This is a genomic window from Halalkalibacter alkalisediminis, assembly GCF_028610705.1.
GTDB classification, from domain to species: Bacteria; Bacillota; Bacilli; order Bacillales; family Bacillaceae_D; genus Halalkalibacter; species Halalkalibacter alkalisediminis.
Genome location: NZ_JAQQWT010000019.1, coordinates 39005 through 60385, shown reverse-complemented (window position 1 = coordinate 60385; position 21381 = coordinate 39005). Strand labels below are relative to the sequence as shown.

Genomic DNA, 21381 nt, shown 5'->3' with positions numbered 1-21381 from the left:
TACTAAATTGCTAAAAATTGACGAGAAAATCATGTTTTCTCTTTTCGCTTGGCTTTTGTTCAGTTTTCAAAGAACTATTTTGTCGCTTCATGGCGACTTTCATATCTTATCAAACCTTATTAGGTTTGTCAATATGTTTTTTGTTGTTTTTTTCAAAACGTTAATGTCGTTCTTAGCGACAAGAAATAATATACCATTATAAAAAACCAATTGCAAGTACTTTTATAAAAAAAGTTAAAAGAAAAAAATGAGGCTAGCGATATCTCACTAGCCTCAGCCGTTAACTCTCTTATTCCCCTTGCTCACGGTGACGCATTTGCGGGAATAAAAGCACATCTCTAATAGAAGGTGAATTGGTTAATAACATGACTAAACGATCGATCCCAATTCCTAAACCACCTGTAGGAGGCATTCCATATTCAAGTGCTTCAACAAAATCCTCATCCATCATATGAGCTTCATCGTCCCCTTGTTCACGTTCAACAAGTTGCTGTTCAAAACGTCCACGTTGATCAATTGGATCATTTAACTCTGTAAACGCGTTGGCGTGTTCTCGGCCGACAATAAACAACTCAAAACGGTCCGTAAAGCGAGGATCCTCTGGATTTTTCTTCGCTAACGGTGAAATCGCTAGAGGGTGACCATAAATAAATGTAGGTTGAATTAAATCTTCTTCGACAAAATGCTCAAAGAACTCATTAACTACATGTCCATATGTCATCGTTTCTTTCACAGGGACTTTATGTTCTTTCGCAATAGCACGCGCTTCTGCGTCCGACATCTCTTTCCAGAAGTCTACACCCGTTTTCTCTTTAATCGCATCGACCATATGGATTCTTTTCCATTGTGGCTCTAACTCAATTTGATAGTCGCCATAAGTGACAGTTGTCGTACCAAGAACTTCTCTGGCAATATGCGCTACTAGCTCTTCTGTTAACTTCATAATATCTTGGTAATCGGCGTACGCTTCATATAATTCAATCATTGTAAATTCAGGGTTATGTCTTGTCGATACACCCTCGTTACGGAAAACACGTCCGATTTCATATACTTTTTCTAGGCCACCGACAATTAATCTCTTTAAATGCAACTCAATGGCAATACGCATATAAAGTGTCATATCAAGAGCATTATGATGAGTAACAAACGGACGCGCTGACGCCCCACCTGCGATCGAGTGCATGGTTGGCGTTTCAACTTCTAGATATCCTTTAGAGTCAAGATAGCGACGCATCGATTGTAGAATTTTACTACGTAATACGAATGTGTCACGCACTTCTGGATTCATAATTAAATCTACATATCTTTGGCGGTAGCGTTGTTCAATATCTTTTAGCCCATGGAATTTATCCGGTAGTGGACGAAGTGATTTTGATAACAATTGAAATTCAGTTACTTTAATCGATAATTCGCCAACCTTTGTTTTGAATGCAACACCAGTTACACCAACAATATCACCGATATCAATTGTATTGAAAAGTTGATACTGCTCTTCCCCAACTGCATCTTGGCGAACATAGATTTGAACTTGTCCTGTTAAATCTTGTACATGAGCAAAGCCCGCTTTACCTTTTCCACGCTTAGTCATAATACGACCAGCGAATGTAATTTCGTGGGTTACTTCATCTAGAGCTTCCTTCGTCTCTTCACCAAACGCTTCATTCATAGACTTTGCTGTATGCGAACGCTCAAAGCGACCACCGAAAGGGTCATTTCCTTTTTCCTGTAACTGGCTAAGTTTTTCTCTACGTACTGCTAATAAATCATTTAACTCGATTTCCTGAGTCATTTGGATCACCATCTCCTCTATATTCAGTTCGGATTTTATCTAAAGACGTTTCTTCTATGTAGAAAAACTGCCAGTGATACACACTGGCAGCATATTAATCACACACGCATTATAGTGAAGTCAATCAAAAAAGTCAAACTGCGCTTGATTTTTCGACCTCACGCGCCTCTACTTCTTCAATGAAATCATATAATGTTTTTGCAACATCATCTCTTGTTTCAAAACGATTAATTTTATCACGAACACGTCCATTGCCACGCATTCCTTTTAAATACCATGCTGCATGCTTACGCATCTCACGTACAGCTACATTTTCACCTTTTAAATTAATTAATCGGTCTAAATGAAGCATGCACACATCCATTTTTTCACGAGGAGTTGGCTCACTCGGAGTTACCCCGTGTTGGAGGTATTGAATCGTTTGATAGAGCATCCATGGGTTACCAAGTGCTGCTCTTCCAATCATTACTCCGTCTACTCCCGTCTCATCAAGCATTCGACGTGCCTCTTGAGGTGTCGTCACATCGCCATTACCAATGACAGGAATGTTTACTGCTTCTTTCACATCTTTAATAATATTCCAATTGGCTTTGCCCTCGTACATTTGCACACGTGTACGACCATGGACAGCAACCGCACTACCACCTGCACGTTCAACTGCACGTGCATTTTCAATTGCGAAAATATGATCCGAATCCCAACCAATACGCATTTTAACCGTAACAGGCTTATCAACAGCGTCCACCGTCGCTGCAACCATCTCATAAATCTTATTAGGATCTAATAACCATCTCGCTCCCGCATCGCATTTCGTAATTTTCGGAACTGGGCACCCCATATTAATGTCAATGATGTCAGCGTTCGTATTTTTATCAACGAATTTAGCAGCTTCTACTAATGTTTCTCTTTCACCACCAAAGATTTGTAAGCTTAATGGCTTTTCACGTTCATCTACATAAAGCATACTTAATGATTTTTCATTTTTGTGAAGAATCGCTTTATCGCTTACCATTTCAGCACAAACGAGTCCTGCACCAAACTCTTTCGCTATTAAACGGAAAGCCGGATTACAGACTCCAGCCATTGGCGCTAAAACGACTTGGTTCTTCATTTCAATATTACCTATCTTCAACATACCTCTCACCTCACCTCACCTTAACTTATGAATGCAATTCTTGCTTACTTATATTTAAAATCAAAGCCATTCGTTCGAGAATAGGCTCACTTGGTAGACGATTGCCTCTCTCTACTTCCCCTAACACAGACACAGACATTCCTATTTCTTTTGCAAATTCTTCTTGGGTGTATCCTTTGAGTTTGCGGTAGGCTCGAATTCTTCTTCCGTTCATTCTGGACTCCATATTCGTACCCCTTCTTTATCTGGTAATGCTTTATATATTTCTTGAATCGATTGCTTGAGATGCGTGGCATAAAGATCTGGATACACTTCCATTAACGGGACGATTACAAAGGCCCGCTCCCACATTCTCGGATGAGGAATTGAAAGGTTCTCCATCACCATATTCTCTTGGTCAAAGAGCAAAATGTCAAGATCTATTGTTCGAGGACCCCACCTCACATCCCTCGTGCGGCCACACCGCTCTTCGATTGATTGAGTTACAGCCAATAATTCCCTTGGACCGAGAGTCGTCGTCACAGCTACGACCATATTTAAAAAAGACTGCTGATCGACATAGCCAACAGGTTCTGTTTCATAAATAGACGAACTAGTTAAGAACTGAATACGGGGCTGCTCCTTCAGAAGCTCAATCGCACTCATTAAGTGTTCATACCTATCGCCTATATTAGATCCTAAAGCAATATATACATTATGACTCATTTGCGCACCCTCATTATTTCAACTGCAACCGATTGATAGTGCCCAGGTATAGGTGGATCTGGTTTAATGATTTTCACTGTGCACATTTGTAAAAGGTCAAAGGTATTTAGTAGATCTGCTGCAACGCGTTCTGCAACGGACTCAACAAGCTTACAAGGTTGGCCCTCCAAAATCTGTTTTACTTTTTCATAGACTTCCCCATAATTAATCGTGTCATCGAGATGATCGGTTTGGCCGGCTTGTGCCAAATCCAAATGTAACACTAAATCAACAATAAACCGCTGCCCTAGCTTCTTTTCTTCGTCAAAGACACCGTGATAGCCATAAAACGCTAACTGATTCATATAAATTTTATCCATTTATTGAATCTCCTTTCTCTCTAAGGCATCTATCATTTTGACCATCCGAGAGATTTCCTTCACATCATGGACCCTCATCAATTGACACCCCTTCATGATCCCATAACAAACTGTTGCCCCTGTCCCTTCCATACGTTCATCAACAGGGAGATTGAGCGTTTTTGCAACAACGGATTTCCGCGACGTTCCAAGAAGAACAGGGTATCCCATATCAACAATTTGATCAAGGTGCCTCATCACTTCCATATTCTCTTCATACGTTTTGGCAAAACCAATACCTGGATCTAACAAAATATCTTCTTTAGCTACTCCGGCATCCATGCAAATAGACACACTTTCTTGAAGGTCTGCGATTACATCATTGATTAAATCGCTATATTCTTGTTCTCTACGATTATGAGTAAGAATAATAGGAACCTGAAACAAAGCAGCTACTTTTGCCATCTCCGGGTCCCACTTCGCTCCCCATACGTCGTTTAAAATACTTGCACCCGCTTCTAATGCTTGTTTCGCTACTTCTGCTTTATATGTATCAATGGAGATCGGTACCGTTAGTTCAGCCGCTAGTGCTTTAATAACAGGAACCACTCGACGAATTTCCTCAAAAGCATCCACTTGTGTTGCCCCAGGGCGTGTTGATTCACCACCAACATCAATGATATCGGCGCCATCTTCTACCAACTGCTTTGCTCTAGCAATCGCAATGTCTATTTCGTCAAACTTCCCTCCGTCTGAAAATGAGTCTGGAGTGATATTTAAAATACCCATTATTAAGGTTTTCTCTTGCAACTTTTGAAATAATTGTTCATTTCTTGTTCGTTGTTCACTCATTACTTACCTACCTCCAAAAATCTCCGATCGACTCCACAATTGATCTCGATATCGATCAAACTCACGCATGAGTCCACCCGTGATGGACCGCTCTCCTTTTAACGTTATGCCGTTAATTGAACAAAGCGGAACAATTTCTTGAATAGAATTCGTAATAAAAGCTTCATCAGCATCAAGAAGCTCGCTCTCCTGATAGAAGCCGACTTCATAGGGAATCGACTTTTTGTCTAATAAAGCTAAAACAAACCTTCTTGTTATTCCATCCAAGATGCCTGTATCTATAGACGGTGTATAAACCATCCCGTTTTTCACCCAGAATACATTCGAAACAATGCCTTCTGCCACAAATCCCTCTTCCGTTAGAAAGATTCCCTCACTTTTTATAGCATCGCCTAATTCTCGCTTCGCCAACACATTATTTAAATAATGATGTGATTTTAATCGATAAGAACCTTCTGGCGTATTTCGCCTTAGCGAAAGGATGCTCGCTTCTTTTTCTGCACTTCCAGCGGGGAGTGGCTTCATATAAACAATGACAGTTGGTTCCCTATATTCCCCCGTGTAAAGGCCAAGTTCCTCCGCTCCAGCAGCTACATTCCATCTCACATAGGCACTATCCAATTGATTGGCTGCTAAAAGCTCTTTAAGAATCTTGACGACTTCAGATTTAGACATCGACCAAGCAATCCCTAACGTTTCGAGACCTTCTTGTAAACGCTGAAAATGGTCATCCAACAAAAAGGGATGACCATTTTCAACACGAAATGTCTCAAAAAGCCCTAAACCATATAAATAACCATGATCAAAAGCAGACACTAGTGCCTCTTCTTTCGGTACAATTGCACCATTTACATAGACGAACACGTTGATTTCTCCTTGCCGTATTTATCAATAAAATTGCGCAACAATTGCTTGCCATCTGAAGTCATAATCGATTCTGGGTGGAATTGAACCCCTTCAATTGGAAGCTCACGATGTCGCAATGCCATAATTTCCCCTTCGTCTGTTTCCGCCGTGATCTCAAGACAGTCGGGTAATGTTTCTTTTTTAACAATTAAAGAATGATATCTAGTGGCCGTTAATGGCGAGGTTAATCCTGCAAAAATCGATTCACCGTTATGTGTGATCTCAGATGTTTTTCCGTGCATGAGTCGATCAGCACGAATCACATCACCACCAAAAACTTGCGCTATGGATTGATGCCCTAAGCACACACCAAAAATCGGTAGTTTCCCAGCAAAATATTCAATTGCCTTTAAACTAATTCCTGCTTCATTCGGACTACAAGGTCCTGGGGAAATCATCAGAAAATCAGGTTTCATCTGTTCAATCTCTTCAATCGTAATTTGGTCATTACGACGAACCACTAGTTCTTGTCCCATTTCTCCTAAATATTGAACGAGATTGTACGTAAATGAATCATAGTTATCAATCATTAAAATCATTTCATTCTCCTCCTCAGCTCATGCTAACTGTTCTTTTTCTCATCTCTACTTCACTTTGCTCTAATGCACGCCAAAGCGCTTTTGCTTTTTTCAATGATTCCTTGTATTCATTAGATGGAATGGAATCAATCACAATCCCCGCTCCGGCCTGTACATGTGCTTGACCACCCTTACAGACCATTGTTCGAATGGCAATATTTAACTCCATGTTTTTATCAAAGCCAATCCATCCTATAGATCCAGTATAAATCCCTCTTCTAACGGGTTCAAGCTCTTCTATGATTTCCATCGTTCTTACTTTCGGTGCCCCAGTTATCGTTCCTCCAGGAAAGGTTGCACGAATGACATCATAAAGGTCATTTTTCTCAGCTAACGTCCCTTTAACATTTGAAACGATATGCATCACGTGAGAGTATTTTTCAATGACCATTAATTCATCTACTTCTACACTCCCATACTCCGAGACCCTCCCTAGGTCATTTCGCTCTAAGTCAACAAGCATTACATGTTCTGCGCGTTCTTTTTCGTTATTGATGAGCGTATCAGCCAGTTCTTGATCTTCTTTATCATTCTTTCCTCGTGAACGTGTTCCAGCAATCGGTCTAGTACTTAACTCTTCACCATTTTTCTTAACGAGTAATTCCGGAGAAGCACTAACAAATTGGAAATCCGGTGTATGAAAATAACTCATATAAGGAGAAGGATTTAACTCTCTTAATACCTCATAAACATGAAGAGGGTCTGTCGTTAACTCCCGCGATTGTCTGACAGACAAGTTCACTTGAAACACATCTCCAGCAGCAATATAGGTTTTAATCTTTTCGGCTGCCTCACAAAAAGCGTCTTCCGATAACGAAGCTGTTTTCTTATCCGTCTTTTCAGAAAGTGTTTTTTGTACAGGAAGGGGAAGATCGGTTCTTTCCCATTCATCTACGTAATGAGCGACCCTCTTTTCAAGGGCTTCCTGTTCACCTTGCTCTCCATGACTGATGACCCATAATTCTTTTTTCAAATGATCATACACGAAAACGTCATTAAAAAGCATAAAATAAAGCTCTGGGAGATCCAGATCGTCTGAGGCTTGATTCGGTAGGTTTTCAATTTCTCGGACAATATCATATGAGAAATAACCAATAGCCCCCCCTTGGAATGGAGGTAAGTCTTTGATCGTTGGTTGGTAGTAAGGAGCAAGAGTTTCTTTTAAACTTTCAAGCAAGGGTCCTTTTTTAATCTTAACATCTCCTTCCAACTCGACTCTCAACTGATCAGCCTTTCCTGAAACGATTGCAAATGGTTGTAGTCCGATCATGCTATAACGACCACCTCTGCCACTTTCTAAAAGTACGTGTTGCTTCTTGTCAGCAGCTAACGTGACATATCGGGAAAACCAAACCTTTTCATCTAGTGGAAACGACTTAACTACATTTATCCGCTTTGATTCTGGTTCATTCTTATGTTGCAACGCGCTCACTTCCGTTTCCATTCTTTTTGTCTATTTTACATGAGAACTGAAGATAAAAACAACAGTGATCGCTTTACTATTGGTTAGATGGTATAATCAATGTTTACGCTTTTGTTTGCTTATTGTCTCTTTCTTCAATGAAAAATTGTCCTTCCATATAACTACAATAAAATATATCCTTAATGTGATCATATCCCATCTTGCTTAACTCACTTAATAGCCATTCTTTTGATTTCTTGACGACGATCAGATGCTCATCTTGAATTTCTCCATCTTGTATAAGAGGCAATGTAAATAATGAGGTCGTTTTATCCCTTTTAAAAATAGATAAATTACCTGATCTCTCTAGCATGGCATAGTCCACTTCTCGAATATCAGAAATTCCTTTTTCTCGCAACTGAAACAGAACGTCATCTATGTTATATCGCTGCTTCCTCATATTTACCTGATTCATTTTTCCATCTTCAATAATCATAATAGGTCTACCTTCAATCAAGTCTCGAAACTTTTGATTTTTCAAACTGATGTAAGTTAGAGTAACTTGAATGAAAATCAATAAAAATATCGGCGCAAGTCCTCGCGCCATCGACACATTAGGATCTTCAATTGCAATCACCGCTAACTCTGCAATCATTAAAGAAACGATAATATCTAGTAAACTTAATTCACCTAGCTCTTTTTTTCCCATAAATCTAAAAAACATTAGAATGATGATAAACACAACGACCGTTCGAAGTAAAATGGTTACAATTTCACTCACTAGCAAGCATGCTCCTTTCATCTTCTAATCACCTATTATCTTTCCCGTTGCGTTTAAAACCATACAAAAAGAAGATAACTCAGAATCGTTTTGAGTTATCTTCTATCATTTATCAATATTATAAAGATTAATCTTCGAACTGATAGAGTGGTGTACTTAAGTAACGCTCACCGTTTGATGGAATGATCGCTACCACTTTTTTACCTGGTCCAAGCTTTTCAGCAAGCGTAAGTGCAGCTGAAATCGCAGCACCTGAAGAAATACCACCTAAAATTCCTTCTTCTTTTGCAGCACGACGTGCATATTCAAATGCCTCTTCGTTAGCTACTTGAATAACCTCATCATAAATTTCTGTGTTTAAGATGCTTGGTACGAAACCTGCACCAATCCCTTGAATTTTATGAGGACCTGGATTTCCACCTGAAAGAACTGGTGAATCCTTTGGCTCAACTGCAGCAATGTGAAGATTAGGGAAGTGCTCTTTTAAAAGACCACCAGCACCGGTAATCGTTCCACCTGTACCGATACCAGATACGAAACCATCAATTTGACCATCAACTTGCTCAAGAAGCTCTTTACCTGTTGTTAGACGGTGAATTTCTGGATTCGCTTCGTTCTCGAATTGTTGTGGCATGAAGTAGCCATCTTCTTTTGCAAGCTCTGTCGCTTTACGAATCGCTCCACCCATTCCTTCTGGGCCTGGCGTTAATACTAACTCTGCTCCGTAAGCGCGTAAAAGGTTACGGCGTTCCATACTCATTGTTTCTGGCATCACTAATTTAGCTTTATAGCCTTTTGCAGCTGCAACCATTGCTAGACCAATACCTGTGTTACCACTTGTAGGTTCAACGATTGTTACTCCCGGCTTTAATTTTCCAGCTTTTTCAGCGGCTTCGATCATCGCTAGACCGATACGATCTTTTACACTGCTACCTGGATTCATAAATTCTAATTTTAAATAGACATCCGCATGTTTCTCTGTTACAAGACGGTTTAATTTTACTAATGGTGTTTGTCCGATAAGCTCTGTAATTGAATTTACAACTCTCACAAAAACGCCCCCTCAATCCCTAGTAAGTTTATTGGTTTTATTAAATTTATAGTATCAGACGTTTTCAGATAAGTCAATTAGTTGGATTCAAATCTTTTGCCCAAAATTATTTTCCTTGTTCAAGTAAACCTTCTAACTCTTTTGCCGTTAAATTATATTGTTCATTACAGAAAGAGCAAGTCGTCTCCGCCCCTCCATCTTCGTCAATCATCGCCTGAATTTCTTTCTTCCCTAAGCTGATAATCGCATTTTCAATTCTCTCTTTTGAACATCTGCAAGAGAAATTGACCGGAAGCTTATCTAAGAATTTCACATTATCATCGCCAAGTAAGGCTTGAAGCATTTCTTCTGGCGGCATTCCCGCTTCAACCAACTTAGAAATAGGAGGAATCGTTGAAAGACGTTTTTCAATTTCGTCAATAACCGCATCATCTGCACCAGGCATTAATTGAATAATAAATCCTCCCGCTGCTAAAATGGAGTTATCTGGGTTGACCAAGACTCCGACTCCGACGGACGATGGCGTTTGTTCAGACGAAGCAAAGTAATAAGTGAAGTCTTCTCCTAACTCTCCTGAAACGAGTGGTACACTTCCTGTGAAATTCTCTTTCATGCCTAGATCCTTTACAACCGACAAATAGCCACTTGTTCCAACCGCACGGGCTACATCTAATTTCCCTTGGCTATTTAAATCAAAATGAACTTGAGGGTTACTTACATAGCCTCTTGTTTCCCCTTTCGTATTGGCATCTACAATAATAGCTCCTATTGGGCCTTGTCCTTCGATCTTGACAGTTAATTTCGAATCTCCTTTTAACATCATGGCCATCATCGTACCAGCCATCATGGCACGTCCTAAGGCTGCTGAAGCCGTTGGCCAAGTACCTTGACGTTTGACTGCCTCATTAACCATATTCGTTGCTACTAGAGAATAGGCTCTAACCTTACCCTCAAATGCCGTTGCTTTCACTAAATAATCTTCCATTGTTTACTCACGTCCTAACGAATTTTTTTCATAAATCATTTGTAAACCTTTTAACGTTAAAAATGGCTCAATGACATCAATCGTTTCTGATTCAGAGGCAATTAATGTAGCAAGTCCACCTGTTGCGATAACAGTAGGTTTTTTTTCGGATAAGGTTTTCATACGTTTTACGATCCCATCAACTTGCCCAACATACCCATAATAGATACCCGCTTGCATCGCATGAACCGTGTTGCTCCCTAGCACATTCTTTGGCTTAGCAATTTCAATTCTAGGAAGTTTAGATGCCCTTGTATATAAAGCCTCTGTAGAAATAGAGATTCCTGGGGCAATCGCTCCACCCATATATTGTCTGTTCTCGTTTACGTAACAGTACGTTGTCGCCGTTCCAAAATCTACGATAATAAGAGGTGCACCGTAGAGTTGAATCGCAGCTACTGCATTCACAATCCGGTCGGCTCCTACTTCCCGTGGATTATCATATTTCACATTGAGCCCTGTCTTTATACCAGGACCAATGACCATCGGCTTAATGTTAAAGTATCTTTTACACATTTGCTCAAGCGCAAACATGATAGGTGGAACAACAGAGGAAATAATGATTCCTTCAATTGCATCAAAAGTTAAATGTTCATGAGCAAATAAACCTTTAATAGACATTGCCCATTCATCTTCCGTCTTTTGTCTACTTGTAGACATTCTCCAGTGATATTTTAACTCTTTTCCTTCATATACACCTAAGACGATGTTGGAATTCCCTACATCCACTACCATTATCATATGCAATCCCCCCAACTAAGAGCTCATTGTAAAGTTGATTTTCAGCTATATAAATAAGCTGCAATGTGCGTAGTCCTTGCCTTCTTTTACTATGCTTGAAACAGGCATCAAAAGCTGGTGCGAACGTGCAGATCCATGGCTTTTGATCTCCTTCTGCTGATACACTCACTTTTCTATTATAATTCAACTCAAGCTAAAACCCTTGATATTTGCTTTTAAAGCAAACAAAAGAGATGTCGAAAAAACGACATCCCCAGAGGTATTATTCATCTTTTTTCTTTTCATCTGTTGAAGGTTGCTCATCCTTTTTAACTGCTTTCTCATCTACACTTACTTCTTCGTCCTTTTTAGAGTGAATGTTCACCTTAAGATCAGCATCAGAAGACGAACCATTTTCTTCTATATGTTTCGTTGTGTGATGGTTTTCAGGAAGCTTCCCTTCATTGATTAACGACTTGATTTGTTCAGCATCAAGTGTTTCAAGCTTCAATAATGTCTCAGCGACAAGGTCTAAGCTTGCTTTGTTCTCATTAAGAATTTGCTTACAACGCGCGTAACATTCTTTAATGATGCGTTGTACTTCTAAGTCAATCTCATGAGCAAATGCATCACTATAGTTTTGCTCATTTTGAATGTCACGACCTAAGAACACTTGGCCACCGGAATTTCCTGATCCAAATTGCATTGGACCCATCTTCTCACTCATTCCGTATTCTGTAACCATTTTCCGAGCAATACCTGTAGCACGTTGGAAGTCATTATGAGCACCTGTACTTACTTCTCCGAATTGAATTTCCTCAGCCACACGACCGCCAAGTAATCCAATAATTTTATCAAGTAATTCAGGCTTCGTCATGAAGTAGCGATCTTCTTTAGGAAGCATAACGGCATAACCACCAGCCATCCCTCTCGGTACAATCGTTACTTTATGAACCATATCGGCACTTTCAAGCTTAACCCCGACAACGGTATGCCCCGCTTCATGCCAAGCAACAATGTTCTTCTCTTTCGGAGAAATAACTCGGCTCTTTTTCGCAGGACCTGCGATCACACGATCAATCGCTTCTTCTACATGAATCATATTGACTTTTGTTTTATCATTCCTGGCGGCAATTAACGCTGCTTCATTTAATAAGTTCTCGAGATCAGCACCTGAGAAGCCCGGTGTCCGTTCCGCAATCGCTCTTAAATTAACATCATCATCTAATGGCTTATTACGAGCATGCACCTTCAAGACATCTTCACGTCCATTTACATCTGGACGGTTCACTTGAATTTGTCGGTCAAAACGACCTGGACGTAAAAGCGCTGGATCTAAAATATCTGCGCGGTTTGTCGCTGCAATGATGATGATTCCTTCGTTCGCACTGAAACCATCCATCTCAACAAGCAATTGGTTTAGTGTTTGTTCACGTTCATCGTGTCCGCCACCTAAACCAGCTCCACGCTGACGACCAACAGCATCAATCTCATCAATAAAGATAATACAAGGTGCATTCTTCTTCGCATTCTCAAATAAATCACGAACACGTGAAGCCCCGACCCCGACAAACATTTCAACAAAGTCAGAACCACTAATAGAGAAGAACGGTACTCCTGCTTCACCAGCAACTGCACGCGCTAGTAATGTTTTACCTGTTCCAGGAGGTCCCACTAATAAGACACCCTTTGGTATACGAGCGCCAATCGCCGAGAACTTTCTTGGATCTTTCAAGAATTCTACGACTTCAACAAGCTCTTGTTTTTCTTCATCGGCCCCTGCCACATCTTTAAATCTAGCTTTCTTCTTTTCGTCACTCACCAATTTGGCTTTACTTTTACCAAAGTTCATGACACGGCCACCGCCGCCTTGAGCTTGGCTCAATAAGAAGAAGAATAAAATAAAGATAATAATGAAAGGTATGATCGATGTAAAGAATGTGACCCAACCACTTGTTTCATCAGCTGGTTGAACATCTACTCCAAGTGGTACACCACCTGGCCCTTGTGCATTAGCTAATAAATCAGCCGTTTGCTCGCTTTTTAACACATATGTTTCAAAATACTCATCATCTGCTTGGTCAGTGAATTGTCCACGCACTAAGTACACTTGACGGACTGGTTTCACGGAGAGTTCACGAACCTCCCCACGCTCAAGTCTTTCTGTCAGTTGTGTATACGTAACACTCTCTGTTTCAGTTTGATCGGAACTAAACACATTTACAATTCCAATAATTACGAGAAAGATAAGTAAATAAAAAATGGTATTACGGAATATACGATTCATCCTTGACCTCCTCCCACGACAAAACAGCTTTGTTTATCGTATCATAACTTTTCTTTTGTTAACAAATATTAACTCTCGTAGATTTCAGGTTTTAAAACGCCAATATAAGGTAAGTTACGGTAACGTTCAGCGTAATCCAAGCCATAGCCGACCACAAAAGCATCTGGCACAGTAAAACCAGCCATATCTGGAACTAAATCGACTTTTCGTCCCTCTGGTTTATCTAAAAGGGTTACGATCTTCACTGATTTGGCTTTACGATAGTGAAAAAGCTTGACCAAATAGCTGAGGGTAAGGCCACTATCAATAATATCCTCTAAGATGAGAACGTCTCTTCCTTCAACAGATGTATCCAAGTCTTTGACAATCTTTACTTCTCCAGAAGAAACCATCCCTGCTCCGTAGCTTGATACATCCATGAAATCCATTTCGATATGTGTATCAATACGCTTCGTGAGGTCACCCATAAATGGCATAGCTCCCTTTAGAACACCAATCACAAGTGGAAACTTCCCATCATATTCTTCTGTTATTTGCTTTCCTAACTCTTTGCATTTTGCCTGAATTTCTTCTTCAGTAATAAGTATTTCTTGAATTTCATCCCTGATCAATTAAATAAACCTCCTAATTTTCGGTCAATCATCAAGACGTTTGCATGAAACGACCACTACTTTTTTCGTCTGATGATCGATGTTGGCGAGTTTCGATCTATGTAAGAACGGTACCCATAACACTTCTCCCTTGCCATCTACAAGAAGAGGCCAAGCTTCACGTTCCTGTTTAGCGATCTTTCGGTCAATGAATAACCGTCCGATTTTCTTTGTTCCTTCCATTCCCCTACAAGACATTCGATCCTGTGGTTGTTTACGGCGAACAAGAAGAGGTTCAAAGACTTTTTCATAATCTAAGACCATTTGATGCTGACCTTCGACTAAATGAACGTTTTCCGTTACATATGTTTCTATTTCCCACTCTGCCAGCGATATCCTGCCTGGAATACGAAGAATTTGAGCTTGTTCTTCCATCCTATTCATGGAACCTCTTAAAAAATGACAAAGATCATAATCTCGCCTTACGATTAAAGAGTCCGATAAGTGAAGTTCAGCTGTTGTTTTCTTCCCTTGGAACATGTGTAGCACTTGTTCGATATGTATAGACGTAATAAATCGGGAATTTTTCCCGTAAAGATAACTTAATATTAGATGAATCACTCTTCTTTGTAAAGCGACGCCTATACGGAGAAGGGCTATACGTGAAATTGTAACGTTTCGTTCACTTTTTTTCATTATAATGTCAGACATGTGCTTGTTGGCTTCTGCCATTAAAAAATCGTGATCATCACTTGCCCATTCATTTTGCCTTTGCATATGAAGATGGATATGATGATTTTCCTTCTTTAAGAAAGGCAGGACAGCTTTACGAAAGCGATTCCTTGTGTAAGTGGAAGAATGATTGCTCAAATCTTGTCTAGGACTTATAGAAGCTTCTCTACAATATTGCTCTATTTTGTCTTTCGTTATTCCTAAAAGCGGTCGAATTAAAAATCCATTTCCTAATTGACGCTTAACTGGAATACCAAATGAATGAAGTGGAACTATTCCTCGAACGATTTTCATCAACATCGTCTCGATTTGATCATCCCCGTGATGACCCGTTACTAATTTATCTTTTGAGGATTGAAGAAGTTCAGCAAACCATTGATATCTTAGCTCTCTTGCTGCTAGTTGTGTTCCGATGTTTTTCTCTTTCGCATACCCTTTTACATCCACTTTCTTTTCAAGGCATTCAATTTGATGATCGAGACAAAACTGCTTCACATAACTCGCATCCGCATCTGCCTCTTCTCCTCTTAACTGATGATGTACATGACAAGCAATAAGCCGAAACTCATCCACCTCTCGTCTTAACCACAGATAATGAAGAAGAGACATAGAGTCAGGTCCCCCTGAAACAGCGACAAATAGACGGTCACCCGCTTCAATGAGCTGATGGTTTTGAATAAATTTATGTACGTCGGCTTTCATAGCGCTGTCCAATCCCCCCTTTACCAATGGAGAATATCGATAAAGCAAAGACTAACCCTGCCGCAATCGCACCAGCACGAAGCATCGTTTCGACTCCTAATTGTATTCCATTTAAATAATCTCCATCAACGAAAGCAAGCATAGTAAAGTAAGCTCTACTACCCGGAACTAACGGAATAATGGCAGGAATACTAAACGTCGTAACAGGAACACGGTATTTTTTTGCAAGCAAATGTGATAATGCTGCACAAGCAAGCGCAGCTACAGCTGTTGCAAAAATATCTGACATTCCAAACGATGGCAAAGTCGAATAAATAAACCAAGCAAGGGAACCTATAGCCCCGCCAATCCAAAGCACACGTTTTGGCACATTAAAAATAATGCCAAATGCTACTGTCGCTGCAAAACAAAAGATAAGCTCCACTATCATACTAAATCCTCCTATATGCCTCCCTCTAAGAGACAACCGCTTCCCTTAAGTATCTTGTATCTTGTCAAGGAAAACGTGTAACCAAAAATGATGTACGCCATGAAGTATTTGTTCATTATAGGAACAAAGCAATGGCAAGAGCGATCCCTGTCGCTATGGATAGAGCTGTAATGACCGCTTCAGCCCCTCTACTTACTCCAGCTACTAAATCTCCAGACATTAAATCACGGACGGCATTCGTTAACGGTATTCCTGGGACTAGCGGCATTAAGGTACCAATAATGACTTGATTCAGATTTTCTCCAAGTCCAAAAAGTACGAGTGCGATCGCCACAGTCCCACCTAAAAACGCTGACATGAATTCCGCAAAAAATTTAACCTTCGTATAATCTTGAAGAAAAACAATACACCAACTTGCAGCAAATCCAGCTATAAACGCTGGTATCGTATCAAATAGATTACCACCAAATAAATAAGAGAAGGCTCCTCCAGCAACGCCAGAGGAGAAGTGTAGTAAGAGAGGTGAGTAGTTCATCGGTGCTTTTGCAATTTCCTCAAGTTTTTGCAGAGCTTGGTCGCCGTCTAACTCGCCACTTACAAATTCTCTAGATACTTGATTAACAAGTGTTACTTTATTTAAGTCTTGCATCCGGTCATCCACACGTATCATTTGCATGACATCGCCCTTTGTCTCTTCTTCAAATGAAAGAAAAATGCCTGTAGTCGTTACGAAACTATGGACGTTTTTAAAATGAGCTGATTTAGCCATTCGTTCGATCGTTTCTTCTACCCGGTACGTTTCGGCCCCATATGTTAACATAATTTCGCCAGCAAGAAGGCAAATATCCATCATACGATCTGCATTCATTTCAACAACTCCATTTACGCGTACGTTTCACTTTTACTACTTGTACCTACATCATTTGTCCAAATAAGTATAGGATATATACAAGTAGAAGAAAAGAGGAAAGGAGGAAGATTTCAACAAAGTAAGAAGATTTCTTTTCTCTCTTCGTCTTTTGTTGTTTTTTATTAACTTTTACTTTCTTCGGTGTGCTTTTTTTTGTTTTATCTTTTATCGGTTGATGCTTATATGTTGTACTATTTGAGACGGCTTTTATCATATCCTGACGCATTTGCAGCGCGTTCTCATATTTTCCCTGTAACGCTTGAATCAAAACATCTCGATAAGGCAAAAGAAGGTGTTTGGAATCAATTTGTTGTTTAAGAAACACAATTGTCTTATCTCCTTGCTTATCAAATCGTTTAGGGTACGCACTATTGATCATCATCATGGCTACAGCAAACAAGTCATAACTCGGTTCTGCTTTTCTTGATCCAAGGCCCCAATAACCACGATCAAAAAACTCTGTATATTCTTTAATGGAGCGACCAAGTAAGGTCGTACCCCCAACATCAATCCACCTAATTTTAGCAGGTGGCCCGACAACGAGTACATTATCTGGTTTTAAGTCTCCAAAGACCCAACCAGCCGTATGCAGACGGTTCAAGTCTCCAAGTAGTTGAATCATCAGAATCCCTAACCACTCTACGCCACGGTTTTGCATATAGTCGATCAACTGATCGCCTTTTAAATATTCCATTGCATAAAAAGGAAAGGTCCCTTCTGGTAAAACTAAATCATCGACATCTAGCAAAGAAGGTCCAAGAACTTGTCCTTGAACCTTAGAGAAATGCTTTAGAACATTGACTTCTGACGTGATAGACATACTATCTGAACCTACTTTTAACGCAACAAGTCCGCTAGCTGATTCCGCTAAATAAACAGTCCCTGTTGCCCCTGCTCCAAGTGTCCTTACAATTTTATATGGCTTGCTATGCCACTTTCCAAGGATTTTACTCCCTGATGCTAACTTACATTCCTGATTCTTCGAATAGCTGTTCTTCATCACCAGCCATCAAACTCCTTCTTGAACCAGACTTTGAGAATTTCTGAAGGGCTACTTGCATGGCAGGTCCGGTCGGGGTAATTCCACCGGATGATAATTTCTGAAAAATACCCGATAATGAATTTAGTTGTGGCGACCAATCAAGTAATTTATCAATATCTTTTTTCTTTCCTGGGAAGGAATAAAGCGCAAATCGATTCGCTCCCATTCTTGATGTCAGACTAATAGATAAATCGGTTAGTGCTTCTTGAACCATTGGCAATTTGTTTCTCATACTTGCACTCGTATCCACTAAAATTAGCACATCTAAATTCATCGTCTCTCCCAGCTCATCGACGACTTCCATCACTTGGCCTCGTTTAGCAGGTGAGAGGTTTTCCATCTCTTGATCTTGACCTAAAATTTGCGACAACTCTCTGTTCACAACACCATGAATGGTTTGGGTCATCGCTTTTCTCGTAACCATTTGTACGGTTTGAGCTAATTGTTTAGCATAAACAACTTGACTCACCCCGCCCCCAGCCATAGCAATGGCTTCTACTTCTTCAATCCCTTGCTCATTTAAATGATCGCCATCCACAACACCAATCACATTGACGGTAATTCCTTGCTCTCTTGCCAATGCAGCAATCGCGATCGGATCTTCACCTTGATTTGAATGTCCATCTGTTAGTAATAAAATTTGTTTTAATGTACCTTTACTCATCTCGCGTCCCCTCCAAGTAGTCTGAATGTTACCATCATTCACTAGCCTCAGAGGTTTTATACGTAATGAAGGGATTTGTCGAACGATTTTACCCATATAGAAATTAAAAACTTAGCGAAATACCCATTCAATTACTAGTTACAAACAACAGAAGACGAAACGTCATTCCCGTTTCGTCTTCCACTTTACCTCCTTTTCTTCATCTCAATTAGATGCAGCCCCTTAAGAACTTGCTTTCTTTTTCGGTCTTTTCCTCACCATTTTAGGAGTCTTGTAAAGGGGAATCGCTGACCACTTCGGTGTATTCCGTTTGATCTTAGAGACGACAACGGTCATATCGTCATCAATGGAACCCTGCCCTGACCTGATAATTTTTTCAAGAATGACATCAGCGACTTCTTGCGGGTCTTCTGTTTCCAGCTCAATTAATAAGCGCTTCATCCATGCTTCTTTATTTTCAACATGTTTCGGAGCATCATAGATTCCGTCACTCATCATAATCAGCAAGTCCCCCGCTTTCAGCTGTTCACTGACCACATCGACATCAAACTCTTGAATCATCCCCATCGGTAGATTACTTGCTTCTATTTTAATAACTTGGTTTCCTCGTTTAATAAAGCTTGGAATCGAGCCAATCTTTAAGAATCTGGTTGTTGCATCTTGAAGATCAATCATGGCTAAATCGAGCGTTGAGAAAATCTCATCTGTTGTTCTTAATGACAAAACAGAGTTGACTGATTTAATTGCAACGGTTTCTTCTATTCCTGATTGCAATACTTTCTGCAACAGCTGCAATGTCTCATTGCTTTCAAGATGGGCACGTTCACCGTTTCCCATTCCATCACTTATTGCAATTGCAAATTTGCCCGACCCTAATTCGATCGTAGAGTAACAATCACCCGAAACATAAGCTCCTCCTTTGGCGACATGAGCAACACCCGTGTCGACAACAAATTGTTTAGCTGAACCAAACGACACATGACTCAGTCCGTTCGGGTAAAAAGCATGCTCCTCTTTTTTGACAATGACCGTCTCTTTTAATAGATCGGACAACATTGGTGCAATGATTTTTTCAGATTGTCCATGTTTATGGTCAGAAGCAATGCTCATTTCAATCTCAAGGTTTCCCTTTTCCAAACTATAAATATCAATATGACCTATTTCAAGGCCGACGCCACGCAACGCTTCGAGCATTTGCTCTTCTTGGAAGTGGTGGGCTTCTTTTTCTTTTTGAATTTCTCTAGCAAAATCACCCATTACGCGAGATACACCTAATAACTGATCGGCTACTAGTCTTCTACTTTCAATGACTTGTCTTTTTAATTTTTGATTCGCTTGATGTTGATTTTGCTCTGATTCAATTGCTTTAACTACTTTATCAGGTTTAATACAATGTTTTTTCCACTCAGCCATTAAAACCTGATCTTTTAATCCACCATGTTCTGCTGTATCTGTCATAATTCGCTGCATCGAATCATAGGTTTTAGAGAAGTCTTGTACCCAGCAGCGTTCTTTTTTAAAGCAAGTTTGACACGTTTTTTCTGTAACATTGCTCAAGAAATAGTCCACTTCCCTTTCTTCCTCATCTCCATTTACAGGTTGTGGAGGGGTCTGGAAACTATTTGATAAGGTTTGAAATAAGGTTGAGAATTGCTCTACCCGACCAGCAGTTAAATCTCGTATTTTTCTCAAATACTGTTGCTGCTCTTTTGAATGTTCTACTGTTCCTGGAATATATTTAGCAAGGTTTGTAAATACGCCTTTCGGTGTCACAAAGAAAATCAGAATCGCAAGCATAGATTCCATTAACGTAACAGATACTTCCGTAGCGCCTTCACCATATAAACCTATTAAAAGAGTTCCTACGAGAAGTCCAATACCAACTCCCATTTTCTTTCCCTCTTTAAGAAGGCCACCTAAAAGACCAGCAAAAGCAAGTAAGCTCATTTGATATAAACTGGCTACACTAGCTAAGCTTAAAATTAAACCGGTTACCACACCAACGGTCGAGCCAATTGCTGCTCCACCCACAAAAGCAAAAGCTAATACTAAATAGCGAGCTAGGACATGCTCAATTGTCATATCATAAATCATCCAGCCAACCGTTCCAGTCATGACCGAGGCTAGTAAGATAATGAGACAAACAATTTCTTCATTCCGAAGAGGTTGTTTTAATTTATGTGTTGTGACAATGGGAACACTTTGAACAAAAATCATCGTTAAGATAAAACTTAACCCAGCTTCTACAGTCGCCATCATTAACGCATAATTGGAAATCGTTCCTTCTGTAAAAAAGACGAGTCCTAACCTTGTCACGATGCTTGCCCCAAAAACCGTATATGGTAACACTTTAGTGGCATCGGTCGCGAATTTAGTTACACCTTTTTGGATGAGTACATAAGCAACAATTGCTAAAAATACAAAAACAACTTGACCATGGAAGCCTGTAGCTGCACCTGCAAGTAAGGAAAGTGCTGCTAATCCAGCTCGCTCTCGCTTAAGCATATAAACCGCAGCTAAATAAGGTAGCACAAAAGGAGCAAGTTCTGATAAGATCATCGCTCTTCCAAGTAAAAAGCCGATGATTGCAATCATAAGACCATATTGGATAAAAGCAACGCGTGCCCATGTTGAGACTTTGTCAGTTACGCCTTTTGTGAAGGTTGTCCATTTGCTTTGAATCACTGTTCCTTCTTCAGCTGGTTCCGTCCATTCTTTTGCAAACTTTTGAATCATCAACATC

The 21381-nt window shown here is 40.0% G+C and carries 21 protein-coding genes; all 21 read right to left on the bottom strand.

Annotated elements, in window-relative coordinates; all coding sequences use genetic code 11:
- Positions 1-289: 289 nt before the first annotated feature.
- The gene (gene lysS, locus PQ474_RS19215) at positions 290-1789 is read right to left on the bottom strand and encodes a lysine--tRNA ligase (RefSeq protein WP_273846811.1); all 1500 of its coding nucleotides are present in this window, start codon (positions 1787-1789) and stop codon (positions 290-292) included.
- Between the two features lie 133 nt (positions 1790-1922).
- Positions 1923-2924, bottom strand: coding sequence for a tRNA dihydrouridine synthase DusB (gene dusB / locus PQ474_RS19210; RefSeq protein WP_273846810.1), 1002 nt, complete (start codon positions 2922-2924; stop codon positions 1923-1925).
- Between the two features lie 25 nt (positions 2925-2949).
- Positions 2950-3150 carry a helix-turn-helix domain-containing protein gene (locus PQ474_RS19205; protein WP_273846808.1) on the bottom strand — a complete coding sequence of 67 codons (201 nt, stop codon included), beginning with the start codon at positions 3148-3150 and terminating at the stop codon, positions 2950-2952.
- Complete coding sequence (folK, locus tag PQ474_RS19200; RefSeq protein WP_273846806.1) at positions 3135-3629, bottom strand: 2-amino-4-hydroxy-6-hydroxymethyldihydropteridine diphosphokinase; 495 nt, start codon at positions 3627-3629, stop codon at positions 3135-3137. Before folK ends, PQ474_RS19205 begins: the two co-directional genes overlap by 16 nt.
- Positions 3626-3988 carry a dihydroneopterin aldolase gene (gene folB / locus PQ474_RS19195; RefSeq protein ID WP_273846803.1) on the bottom strand — a complete coding sequence of 121 codons (363 nt, stop codon included), beginning with the start codon at positions 3986-3988 and terminating at the stop codon, positions 3626-3628. The genes folK and folB overlap by 4 nt, the downstream gene beginning before the upstream one ends.
- Positions 3989-4819 carry a dihydropteroate synthase gene (gene folP / locus PQ474_RS19190; RefSeq protein ID WP_273846800.1) on the bottom strand — a complete coding sequence of 277 codons (831 nt, stop codon included), beginning with the start codon at positions 4817-4819 and terminating at the stop codon, positions 3989-3991.
- Positions 4820-4822: 3 nt separating this feature from the next.
- Positions 4823-5683, bottom strand: a complete 861-nt coding sequence (gene pabC / locus PQ474_RS19185) for an aminodeoxychorismate lyase (protein WP_273846798.1) — start codon at positions 5681-5683, stop codon at positions 4823-4825.
- Complete coding sequence (gene pabA / locus PQ474_RS19180; RefSeq protein ID WP_273846795.1) at positions 5668-6264, bottom strand: aminodeoxychorismate/anthranilate synthase component II; 597 nt, start codon at positions 6262-6264, stop codon at positions 5668-5670. The genes pabC and pabA overlap by 16 nt, the downstream gene beginning before the upstream one ends.
- Before the next feature lie 13 nt (positions 6265-6277).
- Positions 6278-7747, bottom strand: coding sequence for an anthranilate synthase component I family protein (locus PQ474_RS19175; RefSeq protein ID WP_390186423.1), 1470 nt, complete (start codon positions 7745-7747; stop codon positions 6278-6280).
- Between the two features lie 82 nt (positions 7748-7829).
- Positions 7830-8507 carry a DUF421 domain-containing protein gene (locus PQ474_RS19170; protein ID WP_273846793.1) on the bottom strand — a complete coding sequence of 226 codons (678 nt, stop codon included), beginning with the start codon at positions 8505-8507 and terminating at the stop codon, positions 7830-7832.
- A gap of 106 nt (positions 8508-8613) precedes the next feature.
- On the bottom strand, positions 8614-9537 hold the full coding sequence (gene cysK / locus PQ474_RS19165; protein WP_273846791.1) for a cysteine synthase A: 924 nt from the start codon (positions 9535-9537) through the stop codon (positions 8614-8616).
- A 106-nt stretch (positions 9538-9643) separates the two neighbouring features.
- Positions 9644-10522 carry an Hsp33 family molecular chaperone HslO gene (gene hslO, locus PQ474_RS19160; protein ID WP_273846789.1) on the bottom strand — a complete coding sequence of 293 codons (879 nt, stop codon included), beginning with the start codon at positions 10520-10522 and terminating at the stop codon, positions 9644-9646.
- A gap of 3 nt (positions 10523-10525) precedes the next feature.
- Complete coding sequence (locus tag PQ474_RS19155) at positions 10526-11302, bottom strand: type III pantothenate kinase (RefSeq protein ID WP_273846787.1); 777 nt, start codon at positions 11300-11302, stop codon at positions 10526-10528.
- Between the two features lie 262 nt (positions 11303-11564).
- Positions 11565-13568, bottom strand: a complete 2004-nt coding sequence (gene ftsH, locus PQ474_RS19150; RefSeq protein ID WP_273846785.1) for an ATP-dependent zinc metalloprotease FtsH — start codon at positions 13566-13568, stop codon at positions 11565-11567.
- A 68-nt stretch (positions 13569-13636) separates the two neighbouring features.
- Positions 13637-14176, bottom strand: coding sequence for a hypoxanthine phosphoribosyltransferase (hpt, locus tag PQ474_RS19145; protein ID WP_273846819.1), 540 nt, complete (start codon positions 14174-14176; stop codon positions 13637-13639).
- A 27-nt stretch (positions 14177-14203) separates the two neighbouring features.
- Positions 14204-15592, bottom strand: a complete 1389-nt coding sequence (gene tilS / locus PQ474_RS19140; RefSeq protein ID WP_273846783.1) for a tRNA lysidine(34) synthetase TilS — start codon at positions 15590-15592, stop codon at positions 14204-14206.
- A complete protein-coding gene (locus PQ474_RS19135; RefSeq protein WP_273846781.1) occupies positions 15573-16022 on the bottom strand; it encodes a threonine/serine exporter family protein in 450 nt (149 codons plus the stop codon). Before PQ474_RS19135 ends, tilS begins: the two co-directional genes overlap by 20 nt.
- 115 nt (positions 16023-16137) lie before the next feature.
- On the bottom strand, positions 16138-16890 hold the full coding sequence (locus PQ474_RS19130; RefSeq protein ID WP_273846778.1) for a threonine/serine exporter family protein: 753 nt from the start codon (positions 16888-16890) through the stop codon (positions 16138-16140).
- 46 nt (positions 16891-16936) lie between these two features.
- Positions 16937-17932: a protein kinase domain-containing protein gene (locus tag PQ474_RS19125; RefSeq protein WP_273846816.1), complete on the bottom strand. Its 996-nt coding sequence runs from the start codon at positions 17930-17932 to the stop codon at positions 16937-16939.
- Complete coding sequence (locus PQ474_RS19120) at positions 17898-18638, bottom strand: VWA domain-containing protein (protein ID WP_273846775.1); 741 nt, start codon at positions 18636-18638, stop codon at positions 17898-17900. Before PQ474_RS19120 ends, PQ474_RS19125 begins: the two co-directional genes overlap by 35 nt.
- Before the next feature lie 222 nt (positions 18639-18860).
- Positions 18861-21374, bottom strand: coding sequence for a stage II sporulation protein E (spoIIE, locus tag PQ474_RS19115; protein WP_273846773.1), 2514 nt, complete (start codon positions 21372-21374; stop codon positions 18861-18863).
- Between the last annotated feature and the right edge of the window lie 7 nt (positions 21375-21381).

Excerpts from the sequence above, each read along its gene's own strand:
- folP (WP_273846800.1), bottom strand. The coding sequence starts at position 4,819 with ATGAGTGAACAACGAACAAGAAATGAACAATTATTTCAAAAGTTGCAA.
- PQ474_RS19135 (WP_273846781.1), bottom strand. The coding sequence starts at position 16,022 with ATGATAGTGGAGCTTATCTTTTGTTTTGCAGCGACAGTAGCATTTGGC.
- PQ474_RS19205 (WP_273846808.1), bottom strand. The coding sequence starts at position 3,150 with ATGGAGTCCAGAATGAACGGAAGAAGAATTCGAGCCTACCGCAAACTC.
- tilS (WP_273846783.1), bottom strand. The coding sequence starts at position 15,592 with ATGAAAGCCGACGTACATAAATTTATTCAAAACCATCAGCTCATTGAA.
- PQ474_RS19130 (WP_273846778.1), bottom strand. The coding sequence starts at position 16,890 with ATGAATGCAGATCGTATGATGGATATTTGCCTTCTTGCTGGCGAAATT.
- ftsH (WP_273846785.1), bottom strand. The coding sequence starts at position 13,568 with ATGAATCGTATATTCCGTAATACCATTTTTTATTTACTTATCTTTCTC.
- folB (WP_273846803.1), bottom strand. The coding sequence starts at position 3,988 with ATGGATAAAATTTATATGAATCAGTTAGCGTTTTATGGCTATCACGGT.
- PQ474_RS19125 (WP_273846816.1), bottom strand. The coding sequence starts at position 17,932 with ATGAAGAACAGCTATTCGAAGAATCAGGAATGTAAGTTAGCATCAGGG.
- spoIIE (WP_273846773.1), bottom strand. The coding sequence starts at position 21,374 with ATGATTCAAAAGTTTGCAAAAGAATGGACGGAACCAGCTGAAGAAGGA.
- PQ474_RS19170 (WP_273846793.1), bottom strand. The coding sequence starts at position 8,507 with ATGAAAGGAGCATGCTTGCTAGTGAGTGAAATTGTAACCATTTTACTT.
- PQ474_RS19155 (WP_273846787.1), bottom strand. The coding sequence starts at position 11,302 with ATGATAATGGTAGTGGATGTAGGGAATTCCAACATCGTCTTAGGTGTA.
- pabA (WP_273846795.1), bottom strand. The coding sequence starts at position 6,264 with ATGATTTTAATGATTGATAACTATGATTCATTTACGTACAATCTCGTT.
- PQ474_RS19175 (WP_390186423.1), bottom strand. The coding sequence starts at position 7,747 with ATGGAAACGGAAGTGAGCGCGTTGCAACATAAGAATGAACCAGAATCA.
- dusB (WP_273846810.1), bottom strand. The coding sequence starts at position 2,924 with ATGTTGAAGATAGGTAATATTGAAATGAAGAACCAAGTCGTTTTAGCG.
- hslO (WP_273846789.1), bottom strand. The coding sequence starts at position 10,522 with ATGGAAGATTATTTAGTGAAAGCAACGGCATTTGAGGGTAAGGTTAGA.
- folK (WP_273846806.1), bottom strand. The coding sequence starts at position 3,629 with ATGAGTCATAATGTATATATTGCTTTAGGATCTAATATAGGCGATAGG.
- PQ474_RS19120 (WP_273846775.1), bottom strand. The coding sequence starts at position 18,638 with ATGAGTAAAGGTACATTAAAACAAATTTTATTACTAACAGATGGACAT.
- lysS (WP_273846811.1), bottom strand. The coding sequence starts at position 1,789 with ATGACTCAGGAAATCGAGTTAAATGATTTATTAGCAGTACGTAGAGAA.